This is a genomic window from Marimonas arenosa, assembly GCF_030848945.1.
Lineage (GTDB): Bacteria > Pseudomonadota > Alphaproteobacteria > Rhodobacterales > Rhodobacteraceae > Marimonas > Marimonas arenosa.
This window is the reverse complement of the sequence record NZ_JANHAX010000006.1, coordinates 256,453-273,135: the sequence shown is the minus strand read 5'-3', so window position 1 is coordinate 273,135 and position 16,683 is coordinate 256,453. Positions and strand designations below refer to the sequence as shown.

General features: G+C 63.3%; 18 protein-coding genes. 12 read left to right on the top strand and 6 right to left on the bottom strand.

Features of this window, described 5'->3' with window-relative positions:
- Nucleotides 1–48: 48 nt before the first annotated feature.
- Complete coding sequence (locus tag NO357_RS18330; RefSeq protein WP_306737188.1) at nucleotides 49–501, top strand: methylated-DNA--[protein]-cysteine S-methyltransferase; 453 nt, start codon at nucleotides 49–51, stop codon at nucleotides 499–501.
- Between the two features lie 160 nt (nucleotides 502–661).
- Here NO357_RS18330 and NO357_RS18325 read toward each other — a convergent pair whose 3' ends face one another.
- The 4 genes from NO357_RS18325 to fsa are packed head-to-tail and all read right to left on the bottom strand — an operon-like array spanning nucleotide 662 to nucleotide 3,702.
- Nucleotides 662–1,366 (bottom strand): CDP-alcohol phosphatidyltransferase family protein, encoded by a 705-nt coding sequence (locus NO357_RS18325; RefSeq protein ID WP_306737187.1) that lies wholly within the window; start codon nucleotides 1,364–1,366, stop codon nucleotides 662–664.
- 17 nt (nucleotides 1,367–1,383) lie between these two features.
- Entirely contained in the window at nucleotides 1,384–2,307 is a 924-nt protein-coding gene (locus NO357_RS18320) for a tyrosine recombinase XerC (protein WP_306737186.1), read from the bottom strand.
- Complete coding sequence (locus tag NO357_RS18315; protein ID WP_306737184.1) at nucleotides 2,304–3,011, bottom strand: DUF484 family protein; 708 nt, start codon at nucleotides 3,009–3,011, stop codon at nucleotides 2,304–2,306. The genes NO357_RS18320 and NO357_RS18315 overlap by 4 nt, the downstream gene beginning before the upstream one ends.
- Before the next feature lie 37 nt (nucleotides 3,012–3,048).
- Nucleotides 3,049–3,702, bottom strand: a complete 654-nt coding sequence (fsa, locus tag NO357_RS18310; RefSeq protein ID WP_306737183.1) for a fructose-6-phosphate aldolase — start codon at nucleotides 3,700–3,702, stop codon at nucleotides 3,049–3,051.
- Nucleotides 3,703–3,806: 104 nt separating this feature from the next.
- Between fsa and NO357_RS18305 the strand changes: the two genes are divergently transcribed.
- The gene (locus tag NO357_RS18305; RefSeq protein ID WP_306737182.1) at nucleotides 3,807–5,996 is read left to right on the top strand and encodes a primosomal protein N'; all 2,190 of its coding nucleotides are present in this window, start codon (nucleotides 3,807–3,809) and stop codon (nucleotides 5,994–5,996) included.
- 4 nt (nucleotides 5,997–6,000) lie between these two features.
- Here NO357_RS18305 and NO357_RS18300 read toward each other — a convergent pair whose 3' ends face one another.
- On the bottom strand, nucleotides 6,001–7,062 hold the full coding sequence (locus tag NO357_RS18300) for a YeeE/YedE family protein (RefSeq protein ID WP_306737181.1): 1,062 nt from the start codon (nucleotides 7,060–7,062) through the stop codon (nucleotides 6,001–6,003).
- A 110-nt stretch (nucleotides 7,063–7,172) separates the two neighbouring features.
- Here NO357_RS18300 and NO357_RS18295 point away from each other — a divergent pair, with 110 nt between their 5' ends.
- The 3 genes from NO357_RS18295 to NO357_RS18285 all read left to right on the top strand — a co-directional run bounded on the left by NO357_RS18295 (nucleotide 7,173) and on the right by NO357_RS18285 (nucleotide 9,789).
- Nucleotides 7,173–8,408, top strand: coding sequence for an MFS transporter (locus NO357_RS18295; RefSeq protein ID WP_306737179.1), 1,236 nt, complete (start codon nucleotides 7,173–7,175; stop codon nucleotides 8,406–8,408).
- 61 nt (nucleotides 8,409–8,469) lie between these two features.
- Nucleotides 8,470–9,339 (top strand): 50S ribosomal protein L11 methyltransferase, encoded by an 870-nt coding sequence (locus NO357_RS18290; RefSeq protein WP_306737178.1) that lies wholly within the window; start codon nucleotides 8,470–8,472, stop codon nucleotides 9,337–9,339.
- Nucleotides 9,340–9,444: 105 nt separating this feature from the next.
- Nucleotides 9,445–9,789, top strand: a complete 345-nt coding sequence (locus NO357_RS18285; protein ID WP_306737177.1) for a hypothetical protein — start codon at nucleotides 9,445–9,447, stop codon at nucleotides 9,787–9,789.
- A 127-nt stretch (nucleotides 9,790–9,916) separates the two neighbouring features.
- On the opposite strand, the gene NO357_RS18280 is transcribed toward NO357_RS18285, so the two are convergent.
- The gene (locus tag NO357_RS18280; RefSeq protein ID WP_306737176.1) at nucleotides 9,917–10,123 is read right to left on the bottom strand and encodes a DUF1127 domain-containing protein; all 207 of its coding nucleotides are present in this window, start codon (nucleotides 10,121–10,123) and stop codon (nucleotides 9,917–9,919) included.
- Between the two features lie 324 nt (nucleotides 10,124–10,447).
- On the opposite strand from NO357_RS18280, the gene ruvC reads away from it, so the two are divergent.
- From ruvC to NO357_RS18245, 7 genes are all read left to right on the top strand, one after another.
- Nucleotides 10,448–10,954, top strand: a complete 507-nt coding sequence (gene ruvC / locus NO357_RS18275) for a crossover junction endodeoxyribonuclease RuvC (RefSeq protein ID WP_306737175.1) — start codon at nucleotides 10,448–10,450, stop codon at nucleotides 10,952–10,954.
- Nucleotides 10,951–11,628, top strand: a complete 678-nt coding sequence (gene ruvA, locus NO357_RS18270; RefSeq protein WP_306737174.1) for a Holliday junction branch migration protein RuvA — start codon at nucleotides 10,951–10,953, stop codon at nucleotides 11,626–11,628. Before ruvC ends, ruvA begins: the two co-directional genes overlap by 4 nt.
- 3 nt (nucleotides 11,629–11,631) lie before the next feature.
- Complete coding sequence (ruvB, locus tag NO357_RS18265; protein ID WP_306737173.1) at nucleotides 11,632–12,660, top strand: Holliday junction branch migration DNA helicase RuvB; 1,029 nt, start codon at nucleotides 11,632–11,634, stop codon at nucleotides 12,658–12,660.
- Nucleotides 12,661–12,865: 205 nt separating this feature from the next.
- Nucleotides 12,866–13,492, top strand: coding sequence for a hypothetical protein (locus NO357_RS18260; protein ID WP_306737172.1), 627 nt, complete (start codon nucleotides 12,866–12,868; stop codon nucleotides 13,490–13,492).
- A gap of 151 nt (nucleotides 13,493–13,643) precedes the next feature.
- Nucleotides 13,644–14,195 carry an RNA 2',3'-cyclic phosphodiesterase gene (gene thpR, locus NO357_RS18255; RefSeq protein WP_306737171.1) on the top strand — a complete coding sequence of 184 codons (552 nt, stop codon included), beginning with the start codon at nucleotides 13,644–13,646 and terminating at the stop codon, nucleotides 14,193–14,195.
- Nucleotides 14,196–14,289: 94 nt separating this feature from the next.
- The gene (locus NO357_RS18250; RefSeq protein WP_306737170.1) at nucleotides 14,290–15,546 is read left to right on the top strand and encodes a flavin-containing monooxygenase; all 1,257 of its coding nucleotides are present in this window, start codon (nucleotides 14,290–14,292) and stop codon (nucleotides 15,544–15,546) included.
- A 3-nt stretch (nucleotides 15,547–15,549) separates the two neighbouring features.
- Entirely contained in the window at nucleotides 15,550–16,683 is a 1,134-nt protein-coding gene (locus tag NO357_RS18245; RefSeq protein WP_306737169.1) for an aromatic ring-hydroxylating oxygenase subunit alpha, read from the top strand.

Here is a 16,683-nt window from a genome sequence, read left to right as displayed (position 1 = left end):
GCGTCGGCTGGTCTTTCTTTACCCGTGAATATCGCGCATCCTCCCCCCATGCCCCGCCTCACCGTCGATACCCCCACCGGCCCCTTCACTCTCACCGAGGAAGACGGCGCCCTTACCGGCGCGGAATGGGACACAGGTGGCGGAGACGAAACGCCACTTCTGATCGAAGCTCGCCGACAGCTCATCGAATACTTCGCCGGGGAGCGGGTGGAATTCGAGCTGCCACTGCGCGTCGCGGGCTCGGACTTCCAGCGCGCCGTTTGTGACGCGATGCGAGCCATCCCTTTTGGCGAAACCCGGACCTATGGCGAGATCGCCAAAACTCTGGATCATCCGGCCCAGGCGGTCGGGCAGGCCTGCGGGCACAACCCGATCCCGGTGATCATCCCTTGTCATCGGGTTCTGGCCGCGGATGGGCTGGGCGGGTTTTCCGGGCGGGGTGGTGTCGAGACCAAGGTTTGGCTTCTGCGTCATGAAAAGGCGGCGGGTCTGTTGATATGACCCGCCCGCCGCCAAAGCGCGGCCGGCCGTCAGGCCGCACCAGCGTGCGCCGGATTAACTCAAATCCTACAAGACCCTGACCCCACCGCGCGCCAGACAGGGTGCCAGCCAGCCTGCCAGCCAGGCTGCCATACATCCGAAAGGGTTAACGGCGACCGCGTTAAACCGCTGGTGCGCTCCGGTCATAGATTATTTGCTGAAGGATGCCTGCGAAGAGCAGATAGACGCTGGTCACGATCAATCCCCAACTGGCCCAGCTTTCGGGATGGAAATCGACCCAGGCCGCCCAGCCGGCGAAGAAGGTCCAGGCAAAGGCCATCGGCAGGGTCAGCCAGCGCCAGCGCTCGGTCCGCACCGGGTGTATGAACTTGAGCGGCAGGAACATCGCCACCGCCAACCCGGCGACAAGTGCCAGGATGACCCAGAAATTCGGAGTCAGCGCAAACACCACGATTGCCACCATGTTCCAGCAGCCAGGAAAGCCTGAAAAGGAATTATCCTTTGTTTTCATGCGGGTATCGGCAAAATACATGGCGCTGGCGAAGGTGATGACGATGATCACGAACCAACCGGTCCAACCTTCGAACAATCCGGATTCGAACAGGGCGAAGGCCGGGATGAAGACATAAGTGAGATAGTCGATGATCAGGTCCAGCAGAACCCCGTCGAACTCGGGCGCGTGTGTCTGCACGTGGTATTTGCGCGCCAATGGCCCGTCGATTCCGTCCACAGCAAAGGCGACGACAAGCCAGACGAACATCAGATCCCAATCGTGCTTCACCGCCGCCAGCATCGCCAGCATGGCGAACACGGCCCCGGTTGCAGTCAGAAGGTGAACAGACAAGGCTTTGAAATGGTTCGACATTGCGTACATTCCGCGTTTCACCCGGCCTTTGGGTGGGCCCGGTCGTAAACCTCCATCAGCCGCGCCTGGTCGACGCTGGTATAGGCCTGCGTCGTCGACAGCGAGGCATGCCCCAGCAATTCCTGGATAGCCCGCAGATCGCCGCCCGCAGACAGCAGATGCGTGGCAAAGGAATGTCGCATCGCGTGCGGTGTGGCGCTTGCCGGCAGTCCCAACTGGGCGCGGACGCGTTCCATCACCTTCTGCACTGCCCGAGGACTTAGCCTGCCACCGCGCACCCCGCGGAACAAGGGTAGATCGTCCTCCTTTGGCCACGGCGATTCGGCCAGATAGTGCGCGACCGCCATGCGCGCGGCAGCGATCACCGGCACAACCCTTTCTTTACCTCCTTTGCCGACAATCCGCAGCACATCGGGTAACGGCGCATCCCTGCCATCCAGCCCCAGAGCTTCGGATATCCGCAAACCGCACCCGTATAGGAGTGTGACGACAGCCATATCGCGCGCTGCGACCCAGGGATCGGAATGTTGAAGCTCAACCGTTTCGATCATCGCCCTTGCCGCGTCTTCCGTCAGGGGGCGCGGCAGTTTGCGCTGGTACTTCGGCGCGCGTGCGGCCAACACCGCGCTGATTTCGGCGCCTTCGCGCTCGCTGAGCCAGCGGAAGAAGCTTTTTACTGCCGACAGCTTGCGCGCCAACGTTCGCGGCCCCACCCCGGTGCTCCGGGTGAATACCATCCAGGCGCGCATGTCGGGCAACGTGAGCCGCAGAAGCGGTGCAATGCCCTGCGCCGCGCCCTTGTGCTCTGCCATGAAGGCCAGGAACTCCGAGACATCGCGGGCATAGGCATCAAGCGTGTTGTCCGCGGCCCCTTGCAGCGCCCTCTGTCCCTTGAGCCAGGCTTGCAGGGCATCGCGGGCGGCGGGTGAAATCAGGCTCATGACAGCCAGCGGCGCATGGCCCTTTCGAAGACGCCGGCGAAAAATGCCAGAAGATCGGTGCCCTGCTGCGGCGTGAACATGTGTGGGTCTTCCGAACCCATGATCAGCATACCGGGCAATTTTCCCGTGCCAAGGTCGAGCCTGAGGCAGGCTTCCGAACGGACCCAGTCTGCCGTTTCGCCAAAGATGCTTGGCTCGCCGCCTTCGATCTGGCGCAGGGTGACCTGGCGCATCGGTGCGCCGCGCTCACCGGTGACATAGTCATCAATGAAGCCGGGTTCAGCCACCGAGAGCACATCGCCCAGACGCCGTACCACCGGGTCGTTGTCATTCTGCACCGATTCCAGCACCAGCTTGACGCAATCGACCCGCAAGATCTCGGCAACTTCTCCGCCGAGATCGCGCAGGAAGGGCTCGAACTCTGTCGGATCGAGCATCCGAAGGATGGCGCGGTGCACCTGATTGGTGCCGGCCAGGTTCTCGTAGGCGGCGGCGATCACGCTGCGATGGGTGTCTTCCAACCGGTCCAGTCGGGCTTCAAGCCGCTCCATCGCGATGCCGCGCAGATCGACGATATTGCCGCCCATCGAACGTTCGTTCGCCGCGATAAGCGCACGCATAACGTCCTGATCCTCAAGGATTACTTCCGGGTCCGTGATGATCTTTTCGCGGAGGGATTCATCCATCCGGGCTGAACTGCTCATTTATGCCTCGTCGTCTTTTTCGGCGTTATAGCATGATCTACAGGATTTTCTGCCCTGTTTTTTCCCAGTCGGATAAAAACGCCGCAAGCCCTTTGTCGGTCAGCGGATGGTTGACCATCGCCTTGATGACATTCGGCGGGGCGGTGACCACATCGGCACCGATCCGGCCCGCCTCGGCCATGTGGTTCACCGAGCGGATCGAGGCGGCGAGGATCTGGGTCTCGAAGCCATAGTTGTCATAGACGGTGCGGATATCGGCGATCAGTTCCATGCCGTCGAGATTGATATCGTCAAGCCGACCGATGAACGGGCTGACAAAGGTTGCGCCCGCCTTGGCCGCCAGGATCGCCTGGTTGACAGAAAAACACAGTGTGACGTTGACCAAATTCCCCTCCGATGTCAGGGCCTTGCAGGCCTTGAGCCCGTCCCAGGTCAGTGGCACTTTCACCGCTATGTTGGGGGCGATTGCGGCCAGTTTGCGGCCTTCCTCGATCATCGCGCCAGCCTCTGTGGCGATCACCTCGGCACTCACCGGGCCGTCGATCATCGCAGCAATTTCCTTCGTGACTTCAAGAATATCGCGGCCTGATTTCATGATCAGCGACGGGTTGGTAGTGACCCCGTCGGCCATGCCAAGCGCATGAAGCTCGGCAATCGCATCGACCTCTGCGGTATCTATAAAGAATTTCATGGGTTCAAACCTTGCGTGGGTTCTGGTTTTGTCAGCGGCGGGTTTAACCGATAGACAGGTCTCTCGAAACCCCAAATCCCATCCCTCAACCCGCGGTGTGGCAGGTGAAAGATTTTTTCGACGAAGGCGATCTGGTGGCGGTGCTGACGACCCAGCCCATCGATCGACTTCTCGACTACAAGGCACCGGGCGGTGGCTGCCACCTGGGCGCCTTCGTCGAAGTGCCGCTGGGACCGCGCAAGGTGATCGGTGTGGTCTGGGGGGAGGGGCGCGGCGATTTCGACCGCGCTAAGATCCGGTCTGTCATCCGCGTGCTCGATGTAGCGCCGATGCGCGAAGACATGATGGAGTTTCTAACTCGGACGGCAGCCTACACGTTGACGCCAATGTCGGCAATGTTGCGGTTGGCAACACGCGCGCCGGGGCTCAGCGACCCGCCGTCGATGCGCAAGGTTTATCGCCATGCGGAGGGTGAGCCTGATCGAATGACGGATGCCCGCCGACGGGTGATCCGAGCGCTCGATGAATATGGCGGATTGGCTTTTACCTTGAAGGAGCTATGCGATGCCGCCGGGGTGACGTCATCGGTGGTCAAGGGGTTGGTGAAACAGGGTGTGCTGCATGAGGAGGACACGCCGCGCGATCTGCCGTTCCCTTGGCTCGACGTCGATTACGGCGGCAAGACACTGACCGACGATCAGGCTGCCGCGGTCGAGGCCCTGCACGTTGGCCTCCGTGCCGGTACCTATGGCACGACGCTTCTGCGCGGGGTGACAGGGTCAGGCAAGACCGAGGTCTATCTCGAGGCCGTGGCCGAATGCCTGCGGCAGCGGCGTCAAGCCCTGGTGCTGCTGCCGGAAATCGCGCTGACCGCCGAGTTCATGACCCGGGTCGAGGCGCGCTTCGGGGCAAAACCTGCCGAGTGGCATTCCGGCGTCACCATGACCGAACGCCGCCGAACCTGGAAGATGGTCGGTCAAGGCGGGGCTCAACTGGTGGTGGGCGCACGTTCGGCGCTGTACCTGCCATTTCTCGATCTCGGGCTGATCGTGGTCGATGAAGAACACGATACCTCCTACAAGCAGGAGGATAGCGTGCTCTACAACGCCCGCGACATGGCGGTGCTGCGCGCTTCGCTGGCCTCGGCGCAAGTGATCCTGGCTTCTGCCACACCGTCGTTGGAAAGCTGGACCAACGCCGAGGCCGGGAAATACCAGAAACTTGAGCTCACCGCGCGGTTCGGTGAGGCGGTGCTGCCCGAGATCCGCGCGCTCGACATGCGCGGCGTGCAACTTTCTTCGAACCGCTGGATTTCGCCGGAACTGGCGGGCGCAGTGAAGGCGCGGGTCGAGAAAGGGGAACAAGCATTGCTGTTTCTCAACCGGCGCGGCTATGCGCCGGTGACGCTGTGCCGGGCCTGTGGTCACCAGATCGGCTGCGACCATTGCGATGCGCGCATGGTCGAGCACCGCTTCCTGAAACGGCTGGTCTGCCATCAGTGCGGTGAGACCAAGCCGATCCCCGAGATTTGTCCCGCTTGCGAGGCCGAGGGCACGTTGGCCGCGGTGGGGCCGGGGGTCGAGCGGCTGACCGAGGAGGCCGCGGCGCTCTTTCCGGAGGCGCGAATCGCGACGCTGTCGTCCGACCTTTTTGGCTCGGCGCGGGCTCTGAAGGAAGGGATCCGGGCGATTGCCGAAGGGGGCGCGGATATCATCATCGGCACTCAGCTGGTGGCGAAAGGGCATAATTTCCCGTTGCTGACACTGGTGGGAGTGATCGACGCTGATCTCGGTTTGCAGGGATCGGATTTGCGCGCCGCCGAGCGGACCTTTCAACTGATGCGGCAGGTTTCGGGCCGCGCCGGTCGGGCCGACCGGCCCGGCGAGGCTCTGTTGCAGACCTACCAGCCCGAGCACCCGGTGATCCGGGCGATCATCGCGGGTGACGAGGAGGGCTTCTGGCGCGCCGAGGCGGAGGAGCGGCGGCACGCCGGCGTGCCGCCGTTCGGGCGCATGGCCGGTATCATCCTGTCGGGACCGGATGTGCAGGATGTGTTCGATCTCGGGTCCGAACTGGCGCGGCGGGACGAACCGCTGCGCCGCGCCGGAGCGCAGGTCTTCGGACCCGCGCCGGCTCCGATTGCCCGGATCCGCGGGCGGCACCGCGTGCGGCTTCTGGTGAAGGCCCCGAAAGGGGTGATGCTGCAAACCGCGGTGGCGGAATGGATCGGTCAGGTGCGGGTAGGCAACCAGCTGCGACTGACCGTCGATATCGATCCGCAGAGCTTCTATTGAGGATTCAGACGGTTGCCGCTACCCGGCTCTGATCGAGCAGGATATCGGTGACCATGGCCCCAACCCACATGCAGAAAAGCGCGAGCCACGCGGTGCCGGCAAAGACCGAGCCGCCGGTGACGCCGGCCCCGATGGCGCAGCCGCCGGCCAGCATCGCGCCGAAACCCATCAGAACGGCACCGGTCATCGACCGGCGCATCTGGGATTCCTCGGAAAAGCCCTGGAACTTGAACTCGCGCGCCACGACTGACGATAGAAACGAGCCAATCACCACGCCCGGCACCAGTCCGATATCGAAGTCGAGCAACGTGTCGCGGTCGAGGAAATACATCAGCGTGTTGGCCGAGGGGCCCGAGAAGGTGATGCTCTTGATCGCGACCGGCTCGAAGGCGACTTGGCTTAGCGCGTAAATCGAGACCCACCCAAGCGCCACGGCGAAACCTACCCCCGAGGCGAAGACCAGGCGCTGCCAGCCGATCCGGTTTTGCGCCGAAATGACCAGCGCCAGCGCCGCCATGCCCAGTCCGAACAGCAAGCCCGAGGCTTTGGGCAGGCCGAGATAGGTCAGCAGGTCAAGATTGTGCCCGCCCGACGTCACCCACAGCCCCGCCAGCTTGTCGCGCAGGGGTGACAACCAACCTGAAAGCGACATTTGCGCCACCACGGCGAAAATCAGTCCAGAAACCACCGAGCGCAGATTGCCCGTCGCCGCCAGCACCAGAAGCCGCCCCGAGCAGCCGCGGGCCAGCACCATGCCGACCCCGAAGATCAGCCCACCGATGATCGCGCCCGACCAGCTTCCGGGCACGGCCATGATCCGCGACTCCTCGCTGCGGAAAAGTCCGGCCAACTCGGCCGCCTGCACCCAAACGATGGCGGTCGAGATCGTCAGGAGCCAGACCGCGACCTTGTCCTGCATCAATCCGCGGGCAAACTCGATGGTCGCCGCCCGCAGGCAGAAGCGCGAGCGCTGGGCGGCGACGCCGAAGACGATGCCAGTAATCAGGCCGAAAAGCGCGGCGGTCGGGCCTTCCCCGATCCATTCCACAAGGGCGACAAGGTCCATTGGTGTCTGCTCCGTTAGGGTCGCGGGAACAAATGCCGTTTTTCTAATGTGTTTCTTTGATCCAGATCAGGCCCACTGGGCAAATGCGACGAAAAGACGTAGGACGGGCCATGGCAAAGACGATTCCGATCTCCGAGGCGCGTTCCCTGCCATTTTGGCAGCGACCGGTGAGCCTGTTGTTTGTGATGGCCGCGGCCATGCCGATCGCCTTTGCCACCTGGTCGGCGCTTCTGAACAATTTCATCATCGAGGTCGGCGGCTTCGACGGGTCGGACAATGGCTGGCTGCACACGGTGCGGGAAATTCCGGGTTTCCTGGCCATCGGCGTGATTGCCATCATTATCTTCGTGCGTGAACAGGTGCTGGGTATCGTTTCGCTGGTCCTGCTTGGCGCGGCGACGGCGGTGACGGCTTGGTTCCCCTCGATGGGCGGTATCCTGACCATCACCATGCTCAGCAGCATCGGCTTTCACTATTACGAAACCGTCAACCAGTCCCTGCAACTGCAATGGCTGCCGAAGGAGCGCGCGCCGCAGGTCTTGGGTTGGCTGCTGGCGGCCGGGTCGGCGTCAACGCTGGTGGCATATGGGTTGATCGTGCTGACCTGGCAGACCTTCGATCTGAGCTACAATTTCGTCTACTTGGTCTCGGGCGGGGCGACGGCACTGGTTGCGCTGTTCTGCCTGCTGGCCTACCCGCAGTTCGAGGCCCCCCACCCGCAGCGAAAGCAGATGGTGCTGCGCCGCCGCTATTGGCTTTACTATGCGCTGCAATTCATGTCGGGGGCACGGCGGCAGATCTTCATCGTCTTCGCCGGCTTCATGATGGTTGAGAGATTCGGTTTCGATGTGCATGAGGTGACGGCGCTTTTTCTGATCAACCTGGTCATCAATATCGTCGTCGCGCCGCTTCTGGGCCGGGCGGTAGGGCGGTTTGGCGAGCGCAACACGCTTATCTTCGAATATGTCGGGCTGGTCGTGGTCTTTCTGGCTTATGGCGGTATCTATTTCTTCGGCTGGGGTGTGGTCCTGGCTGCGACGCTCTATGTGATCGACCACATGTTCTTTGCGCTGGCACTGGCGTTGAAGACCTATTTCCAAAAGATCGCCGATCCCGGCGATATCGCCCCGACCGCGGCTGTTGCTTTCACCATCAACCATATCGCAGCGGTGTTCCTGCCAGCGCTGCTGGGCTATCTCTGGCTGGTCTCGCCGGGGGTGGTCTTCGTTCTTGCGGCAATGATGGCGTCGGTGTCGCTGGGACTTGCTATGCTTATTCCGCGACACCCCGAGCCGGGCAACGAGACCGTATTTGCGCGTTTTCTTGCCTCGGCCCCGGCGGAATAGCCGGGCTTGACGGTCAAGCCGGGCACGACTAGGCGGCGGGGAACAGTCAAGGAGCCGACCCATGCCGACCTTTACCGCCCTGACCACTCTTCCTGGCAAGGCCAGCGCTGAGGCGCTGGGCGAGGCGATGGAAAGGCTCAACCCGGCACCGACCGGGATAGGCGTGTTCGAGATCGAAGACGGGTCAGGTTTATGGGAAGTGGGCGGGTATTTCACCGAGGCGCCCGATGCTGCCGGTCTGGCGCTGCTCGAGGCGCTTTACGGCGCGCGCCCCTTCACCGTATCCGAACTACCTGAGACTGACTGGGTGGCCGAGGTTCGCCGCGAACTGGCGCCGGTGCAGGCGGGACGGTTCTTTGTTTATGGCAGCCACGATGCCGACAAGGTGCCGGAGGGCGCCTTGCCGCTGCTGATCGAAGCGGCGATGGCATTCGGCACCGGGCATCACGGCACGACGCTGGGTTGCCTGCGGGCACTTGACCGGCTGGCGCAAGAGGGGCTGCACGCCCGCAACGCCGTCGACATCGGCTGCGGTACGGCGGTGCTGGCGATGGCGGCGGCCCGGCTCTGGCCCGACCCAGTGTTTGCCAGCGATATCGACGAGATCGCGGTCGAGGTCGCCCGCGCCAATATCCGCGCCAACGGGCTGGATGGTCGGGTGACTTGCGTCGAGGCGGCGGGGTTCGATCATCCCGATCTGATGGCGGCGGCGCCGTTCGACCTGGTCTTCGCAAACATCCTCAAAGGGCCGCTGATCGCGCTCGCGCCCGACATGGCGGACGCGCTACAGCCCGGCGGGCGTGCGATTCTGTCGGGTATCCTCAACGAGCAGGCCGACGAAGTGATCTCACATTATGCACGCTTCGGCATCAATCTGGTTTCGCGCGACGAGATTGGTGAATGGACGACGCTTGTTCTGCAAAAGCACTGAGAAAACGTGGCGAAAATCCGCCGGTTCTCAAGGGGTTGCCATATTCCTGCCACAATTCGTCGTGATGTTTGAGGCGTCCGGTGGGGGCTTGTACCGGAGGCTGCCATGCTTGGTGGACACAACAGTTTTGACAAGCGCGTTCAGTTGATCGAACGCGCACATCGCAGAGCGCCTAAGGGCCGTGGACAGATCGTTGGACCGGACGGGCTTCTGGTCGTGCGAAAACGGCGGTCGGCGCCGGCAATCTCCCCGCGGGGCGTCCTCTACCTCCTCTTCGGTTTCATCCTGTTCAAATCGATCGCGCTGGCGCAGTTTGGTGAGTCGGGCTACATGGAACGCATCAATGGGTTGCAGTCGGGTACTCTGGTCGAAAAGGCTGGGGCGTTGGTGATGCAGCCTGACCGGTTTTCGATCGGATTGGCCAAACAGATTGCGCCCTTTATTCGCTGACGCGCGGCACGCGTCGGCGCGATTATAGGGAATACAAAGAAAGCCGCGCTTTCCGATCGGGGAAGCGCGGCTTTGCTTTTGTGGGTATTAACCTGACCAGAGTTGGCCCGGCCAGATCAGCGGACAGTCAGTTTTTTTCCGCAATGAAGTCGATGTCGCCGCGGCAGAGGCCGATGTCTTCCAACTCACGGTCGCTGAGCTTGGAGAGCGCATTGCGGGTCATACGGAGATCGTTCCATTCGTTGTAACGCGCAACGAGCGAAGCGAAGATTTGGCCAATGCGGCCGTGAGTGCCAGCGGCAAGCTGAACGCGGGGGGTGTCGATTACAGCCATTCCATTACTCCTAAAGCACGGGGGGTTGAGTCCCTGTTTGTTCGAAGCGCGAAATATGCGGGCCAATTGGAAAGAACAAGCGGACAAAACTGCATATGGCCTATGCAGTTTCTGCATGGGTGGGAAGAAGGGTAAGCCACCGGAAAACATGACTTTTTTAAGTCATTCGGAGTGTCGTTTTCGGGTTTCGCAAAGGCGTTTTCCGTCCTCGCCGGTCGCCCCAGGAACACTCATGTCGTTTTTGGAATGTGACGCGAAGGAGATTGTTAAATGTTCTCGTTTCGTGCTAGTGGTTCCAAAAGGCAACAGGGCAGTGAGAAAATCATGCGGGTTTTAGGAATTGACCCGGGCTTGCGAAACCTCGGTTGGGGGGTGATCGATGTCGACGGGTCGCGTTTGGCGCATGTGGACAACGGCATTTGCCAGTCGAGCGGAAAAAATCTGGCGCGGCGGCTGTTGTCGCTGCACGAGCAACTGAGCGCGGTTGTGACCCGCTACGCGCCTGATACGGCGGCGGTTGAGCAGACATTCGTCAACAAAGACGGGGTGGCGACACTGAAACTGGGACAGGCACGGGGGATCGCCCTGCTGGTGCCGGCGCAGGCTGGTCTGGAGGTTGGTGAATATGCCCCGAATACGGTGAAGAAGACGGTCGTCGGTGTCGGTCATGCCCAGAAGGGCCAGGTCGAGCATATGGTAAAGATGCAGCTGCCCGGGGCCGAGATCGCCGGGCCTGACGCGGCCGATGCGCTGGCGGTCGCGATCTGCCATGCGCATCATGTCCGCAGCCAGGCGGCCGTGATCGCGGCAATACGGAAGGTGGGCACATGATCGGCAAGCTGTCGGGCCGGATCGACTATCGCGGCGACGATCACGTGCTGATTGACGTGAAGGGCGTGGGATACCTCGTATACTGTTCCGAGCGGACTCTGGCCGCGCTGCCGGGACCGGGCGAAGTGGTGGCGCTTTATACCGATCTGCTGGTGCGCGAAGACCTGCTGCAGCTGTTTGGCTTTCCAACCTTGCTGGAGAAGGAGTGGCACCGGCTTTTGATGAGCGTTCAGGGGATCGGGGCAAAGGCATCGCTGGCCATACTGGGTACGCTGGGTGCAGAAGGGGTTAACCGGGCGATCGCCCTGGGGGACTGGAACGCGGTGAAGGCCGCCAAGGGGATCGGCCCCAAGACGGCGCAACGGGTGGTGAACGAGTTGAAGGACAAGGCGCCCGCGCTGATGGCATTGGGCGGCATGCTGGGGATAGCACCGGCACCCGTGGCGGACGCGGACCAGGACGCGGTGATCGAACCGGTCGAGGCGGCGCCCAAGTCGGCTTCAGCGCCGGCCGGGGCAGCGGCGCAGTCCGAGGCCTTGTCGGCGCTGTCGAACCTTGGTTACAGCCCTGGCGAGGCAGCCAGCGCGGTGGCACAAGCGGCAGGTGAAGCCCCTGAGGCCGATACCGCCGGGCTCATCCGTGCCGCACTCAAATTGCTGGCGCCGAAGGGATAAACCATGCTCGAACCTGATCCGACATTGCGCGCCGAGAGCCTGCCGGACGATACTGATCGGGCGCTTCGACCGCAATCCCTCGATGAGTTCGTGGGCCAGGAGGAGGCGCGGGCGAACCTGCGGGTGTTCATTCAATCGGCCCGGATGCGAGGCGAAGCGATGGATCACACGCTGTTTCACGGGCCCCCGGGCCTGGGCAAGACGACGCTGGCGCAGATCATGGCGCGCGAGCTGGGGGTGGGGTTTCGGATGACCTCCGGGCCAGTTCTGGCCAAGGCCGGGGACCTGGCGGCGATCTTGACAAATCTCGAGCCACGCGACGTGCTTTTCATCGATGAAATTCATCGGCTTAACCCGGCCGTCGAGGAAGTGCTCTATCCCGCGATGGAGGATTTCGAGCTCGACCTGGTGATCGGCGAAGGGCCAGCGGCAAGGACGGTTCGGATCGAGTTGCAGCCGTTCACGCTGGTCGGCGCGACCACAAGGTTGGGGTTGCTGACGACGCCGCTGAGAGACCGGTTCGGGATCCCGACGCGGCTGCAGTTTTACGAAATAAACGAGCTGAATCAGATTGTTAGAGCCAATGCGCGTAAGCTGGGAGTAGACACTGAAGCCGATGGCGCGCTGGAGATTGCGCGGCGGTCGCGGGGCACGCCGCGGATTGCCGGGCGGCTTCTGCGCCGCGTGGTGGATTTCGCGGTGGTCGAAGGCAACGGCCGGATCAGCAAGGCTCTGGCCGATGCGTCGCTGACACGACTGGGGGTGGACCAGCTTGGTCTCGACGGCGCGGACCGGCGCTATCTCACTCTGATTGCTGAGAATTACCAGGGCGGGCCGGTCGGGATCGAGACCATCGCGGCGGCGCTCAGCGAGGCGCGGGACGCGATCGAGGAGGTGATTGAGCCGTACCTGCTGCAGCAGGGGCTGATCCAGCGCACGCCGCGGGGGCGGATGCTGGCACAGAAGGGATGGGCGCATCTGGGGCTGGCGGCACCGGTGGCAAAGGGGCAGAATGACCTGTTCGACGGGTGAGCGGGCGCTGCGTTAACCACGGCTTTTCGTCAAAAAGGGCGGTATGGCAACCAGGCTGTCAGGCTGGCTGCGATGCGTATGGCATACGCTTCCGTATGGCGAATCGCCGGTCGCGTTAACTTCCAGTCTCAAGATCAACCGTACTTGACCGGCTTGCCCTTCGGACGCGTTCGCGGCATCAGGGGCAGAGGACGGAGGGCGGCAAATGACACCGGACGACATCGAGAGGCTGTTTACCAGAAGCGATGGCGGTTTCTTGTTTGCACGCTGGGCGCGGCCGATTGTGCCGGTGGTATTCGGCGTCGACGACAAGACGCTGGCGGTGGTCAAGGGGGCGATCGAGGCGGTGGTGGCATTGGCCGGCCACAAGATGGCCGAGACCGACCCGGAGCTGGGTTCGAACCTGATGTTCTTCTTTTTCCGCGACTGGGAGGAGCTCACGGCGCTTGAAGGGCTCGAGAAGATGGTGCCGGAGATTGCTACGACAGTGGAGAAGCTGAAGGCGCAGGGGGCGAACCAGTACCGGTTCTTCCGCTTCGAAAAGACCGGCGAGATAAAGGCCGGCTTCGTGTTCCTGCGGATGGATGACAGCCTGTCGAACATGGCGGCCGAGGACCTGGCGCTGGCCCAGGCGGTGCAGATCATCCTGTTGTGGGGCGAAGGGGCCTTCGCGGGGCAGTCGCCGCTGGCAAAACTGCCCGGCGGCGAGGTGATCCTGCGGCCGGAGATCGCCGGGGTGATTGCGGCGGGATATGACCCTGTACTGCCGGGGATGGCGCAGGACGGCGCCCATGCGTTGCGGCTTTTTGCGCGGATGCAGGTGACGGGGTGAGCGCGGGGGACGCTGTGGGACGGCCTCCATGCGCCGCCCCACTCACCCGCGGTGCCTGAGGGCGGCGCGGAGGTCGGCCGGCGGCGGAGAGGCGGCGGGGTCGGGATGCAGCCGGCGGGAGTATTTTGGGCAAAGACGAGGGGACGGGACCATGAGAGCGTTTATCGCGGTCGATCTGCCTGAGGCGCTGCGGGCGGCGTTGGAGCAGGGGCAGGAGGGTCTGCCCGGTCGACCGGTACCTTCGGAGAACCTGCATCTGACGCTGGCCTTTCTCGGCGAGGTGGCCGAGCCGGTGCTGCACGATGTGCACGAAGGTTTGTCAGGGCTGCGGCTGACGGCGCCGGAACTGCGGGTAAGCGAACTGGACGTGTTCGGCGGCCGGCGGCCGAACCTGTGCTTTGCCGCTGTGGCGATGGTGCCGGATCTGGAGGCGGCGCAACGGGCGGTGGTGCGGGTGTGCCGCGCGGCCGGCGTGGACCTGCGGCGCGAACGATTCCGGCCGCATGTGACGCTGGCCCGGTTCGGGCGTGAGCTGGGCCGACGGGAGGCGGAGCGGTTGGCGGCGAAGCTGGGGGTGGTGCATCTGCCGCCGGAGCGGGCGGAGAGCTTCTCGCTCTGCCGCTCGGACCTGCGGCCGGAGGGGCCGGTCTATTCGATGCTCGCGCAATATGAGTTCACGGCGGATCCGGAGGCCGGGATTTGACAAGAAACCCCTTTCGTAGACGCCGCCACAGGGGCATGCTGTGGTGGAACCGGGCGGGAGCGCGCCCGGTCCGGTGATGCATTCGGGGGAGCGCATGGTACGCGAGACAACGGACACATTGGTGGTCGGCGGCGGGCAGGCGGGGTTGGCGATGTCGGCGCATCTGCTTGCGGCGGGAATTCCGCATCTTGTGCTGGAGCGGGGGCGGATTGCCGAGCGCTGGCGCTCGGAGCGCTGGGATTCGCTGGTGATGAACGGGCCGGCCTGGCATGATCGCTTTCCGGTGTTGGAGTTTGCCGACGAAGATCCCGACGGCTTTCCTGGCAAGGAGCGGGTGGCGGCGTATTTCGAAGACCTGGCCGAGAGTCAGGGCATGCCGGTTCGGACCGGGGTCGAGGTGTTGCAGGTGGTCCGCAACGCCACCGGCGGGTTTGCCGCCGAAACCACGGCCGGCACGATCGAAGCGCAGCGGATCGTGGCGGCGACGGGGCCCTTCCAGGTGCCCGTGATCCCGCCAATCGTGCCGGAGACCGACGGGATCATGCAGATGCATTCGACCGGGTATCGCAATCCCGATGACCTGCCAGCGGGGGCGGTTCTGGTGGTCGGGGCGGGGTCTTCGGGGGTGCAGATCGCCGATGAACTGAACCGGGCCGGGCGCAAGGTGTACCTGTCGGTGGGACCGCATGACCGGCCGCCGCGGCGCTATCGCGGCCGCGATTTCGTCTGGTGGCTGGGGGTGTTGAACAAGTGGGATATGGCCGCGCCGCCTAAGGGTGCCGAGCATGTGACGATTGCGGTGAGCGGCGCACATGGTGGCGAAACGGTGGACTTCCGGCGGCTGGGACAGGCGGGGATCACCCTGGTGGGCCGGACGGAGAGTTGCGCCGATGGCGTGGTTCGATTTGCCGGGGATCTGGCCGACAACATTGCTGGCGGGGACGCGAACTATCTGTCGCTGTTGGATGAAGCGGATGACTATGTCGCGCGGATGGGGCTCGATCTGCCGGAAGAACCGGAGGCGCGCGTCTTCGGGCCGGAGCCGGACTGCGTCTCCAACCCGCTGCGCGAGCTGGACCTGAGGGCCGAGGATGTGGGCACGATCATCTGGGCCACAGGGTTTTCCGTGGACTATTCCTGGCTAAAGGTGGCGGCCTTCGACGAGAGCGGGCGGCCGGTGCATCAGCGCGGCGTGTCGCCCGAGCCGGGGGTGTATTTTCTGGGTCTACCGTGGCTGTCGCGGCGGGGGTCGAGCTTCATCTGGGGTGTTTGGCATGACGCCAGGTTTCTCGCCGACCAGATCGGAATCCAGCGCGGATATGCGGCCTATCGCGGGCCGGGAGAGGGGTGAGGAATGGCAAACGACCTGAGGTCGGATGCGCTGGCGGAGTTGGCGGCGAATGTAGCGGAGCCGTTCGAGCGGGCGCATGCGATGCCGCCCTCGGTCTACACTTCGCAGGCATTCATGGAGCAGGAGATCGACGGGATCTTCGCGAAGGACTGGTATTGCGTGGGCCGCGCGGATGCACTGGCCGACCCCGGAGACTACGTGACGGCGACACTGGCGGGCCAGCCCGTGGTGGTGCTGCGCGACCGCGATGGGGGTTTGCGCGGGCTGAGCAATGTCTGCCTGCACCGGATGAGCACGATGCTGGAAGGCCGGGGCCATGCAAGGACGCTGACCTGTCCCTATCACGGCTGGACCTATAATCTGGATGGCTCGCTCAGGGGGGCGCCGGCGATGAACCTGAACGAGGGGTTCTGCAAGGAAAGCTACAGGTTGCCGGCCGTACGCTGTGAGGAATGGCTGGGCTGGGTGATGATCACGCTGAACCCGGACGCGCCGCCGGTGGCCGAACAACTGCACGACGTCGAGGCGCTGGTCGCCGGTTACGACATGACCAACTATTCCGAGAGCTTCTATGAGGAGCACCTCTGGGACACCAACTGGAAGGTACTGGCCGAAAATTTCATGGAAAGCTATCACCTGCCGGTGTGTCATGCCGGGACGATCGGGGGGCTGTCGAAGCTTGAAGAGATGGTCTGCCCGCCGGGTCTGCCGGCGTTCAACTATCACACCATCCTGAAGGACGATACGCTGAGGATCGCCATGGCGCATCCGGGTAACGACCGGCTCGAGGGTGAAATGCGGCGGACGACCTTCCTGCTGGCGATCTATCCGAGCCTGCTGATCACGCTGACGCCGGGCTATTTCTGGTATCTGAGTCTGCATCCTGTCGAACCGGGCAAGGTGCATATCCGTTTCGGTGGCGGCATGTCGGACGACTACAAGGGCGACGCGGACGCGCAGCAGAATTTCATCGACCTGAAGACGCTGCTCGACAAGGTCAATGTCGAGGATCGGGGGTGTACCGAAAAGGTCTATGCCGGGCTGAGGTCGGGCCTTGCGCGTTCGGGCCACCTGAGCCACCTTGAACGTCCGAACTACGATTTCGCCCAGTATCTCTATGCGAAGCTGAAGCAGTAA

Excerpts from the sequence above, each read along its gene's own strand:
- NO357_RS18330 (WP_306737188.1), top strand. The coding sequence starts at position 49 with ATGCCCCGCCTCACCGTCGATACCCCCACCGGCCCCTTCACTCTCACC.
- NO357_RS18325 (WP_306737187.1), bottom strand. The coding sequence starts at position 1,366 with ATGTCGAACCATTTCAAAGCCTTGTCTGTTCACCTTCTGACTGCAACC.
- NO357_RS18320 (WP_306737186.1), bottom strand. The coding sequence starts at position 2,307 with ATGAGCCTGATTTCACCCGCCGCCCGCGATGCCCTGCAAGCCTGGCTC.
- NO357_RS18315 (WP_306737184.1), bottom strand. The coding sequence starts at position 3,011 with ATGAGCAGTTCAGCCCGGATGGATGAATCCCTCCGCGAAAAGATCATC.
- fsa (WP_306737183.1), bottom strand. The coding sequence starts at position 3,702 with ATGAAATTCTTTATAGATACCGCAGAGGTCGATGCGATTGCCGAGCTT.
- NO357_RS18300 (WP_306737181.1), bottom strand. The coding sequence starts at position 7,062 with ATGGACCTTGTCGCCCTTGTGGAATGGATCGGGGAAGGCCCGACCGCC.
- NO357_RS18295 (WP_306737179.1), top strand. The coding sequence starts at position 7,173 with ATGGCAAAGACGATTCCGATCTCCGAGGCGCGTTCCCTGCCATTTTGG.
- NO357_RS18290 (WP_306737178.1), top strand. The coding sequence starts at position 8,470 with ATGCCGACCTTTACCGCCCTGACCACTCTTCCTGGCAAGGCCAGCGCT.
- NO357_RS18285 (WP_306737177.1), top strand. The coding sequence starts at position 9,445 with ATGCTTGGTGGACACAACAGTTTTGACAAGCGCGTTCAGTTGATCGAA.
- NO357_RS18280 (WP_306737176.1), bottom strand. The coding sequence starts at position 10,123 with ATGGCTGTAATCGACACCCCCCGCGTTCAGCTTGCCGCTGGCACTCAC.
- ruvC (WP_306737175.1), top strand. The coding sequence starts at position 10,448 with ATGCGGGTTTTAGGAATTGACCCGGGCTTGCGAAACCTCGGTTGGGGG.
- ruvA (WP_306737174.1), top strand. The coding sequence starts at position 10,951 with ATGATCGGCAAGCTGTCGGGCCGGATCGACTATCGCGGCGACGATCAC.
- ruvB (WP_306737173.1), top strand. The coding sequence starts at position 11,632 with ATGCTCGAACCTGATCCGACATTGCGCGCCGAGAGCCTGCCGGACGAT.
- NO357_RS18260 (WP_306737172.1), top strand. The coding sequence starts at position 12,866 with ATGACACCGGACGACATCGAGAGGCTGTTTACCAGAAGCGATGGCGGT.
- thpR (WP_306737171.1), top strand. The coding sequence starts at position 13,644 with ATGAGAGCGTTTATCGCGGTCGATCTGCCTGAGGCGCTGCGGGCGGCG.
- NO357_RS18250 (WP_306737170.1), top strand. The coding sequence starts at position 14,290 with ATGGTACGCGAGACAACGGACACATTGGTGGTCGGCGGCGGGCAGGCG.
- NO357_RS18245 (WP_306737169.1), top strand. The coding sequence starts at position 15,550 with ATGGCAAACGACCTGAGGTCGGATGCGCTGGCGGAGTTGGCGGCGAAT.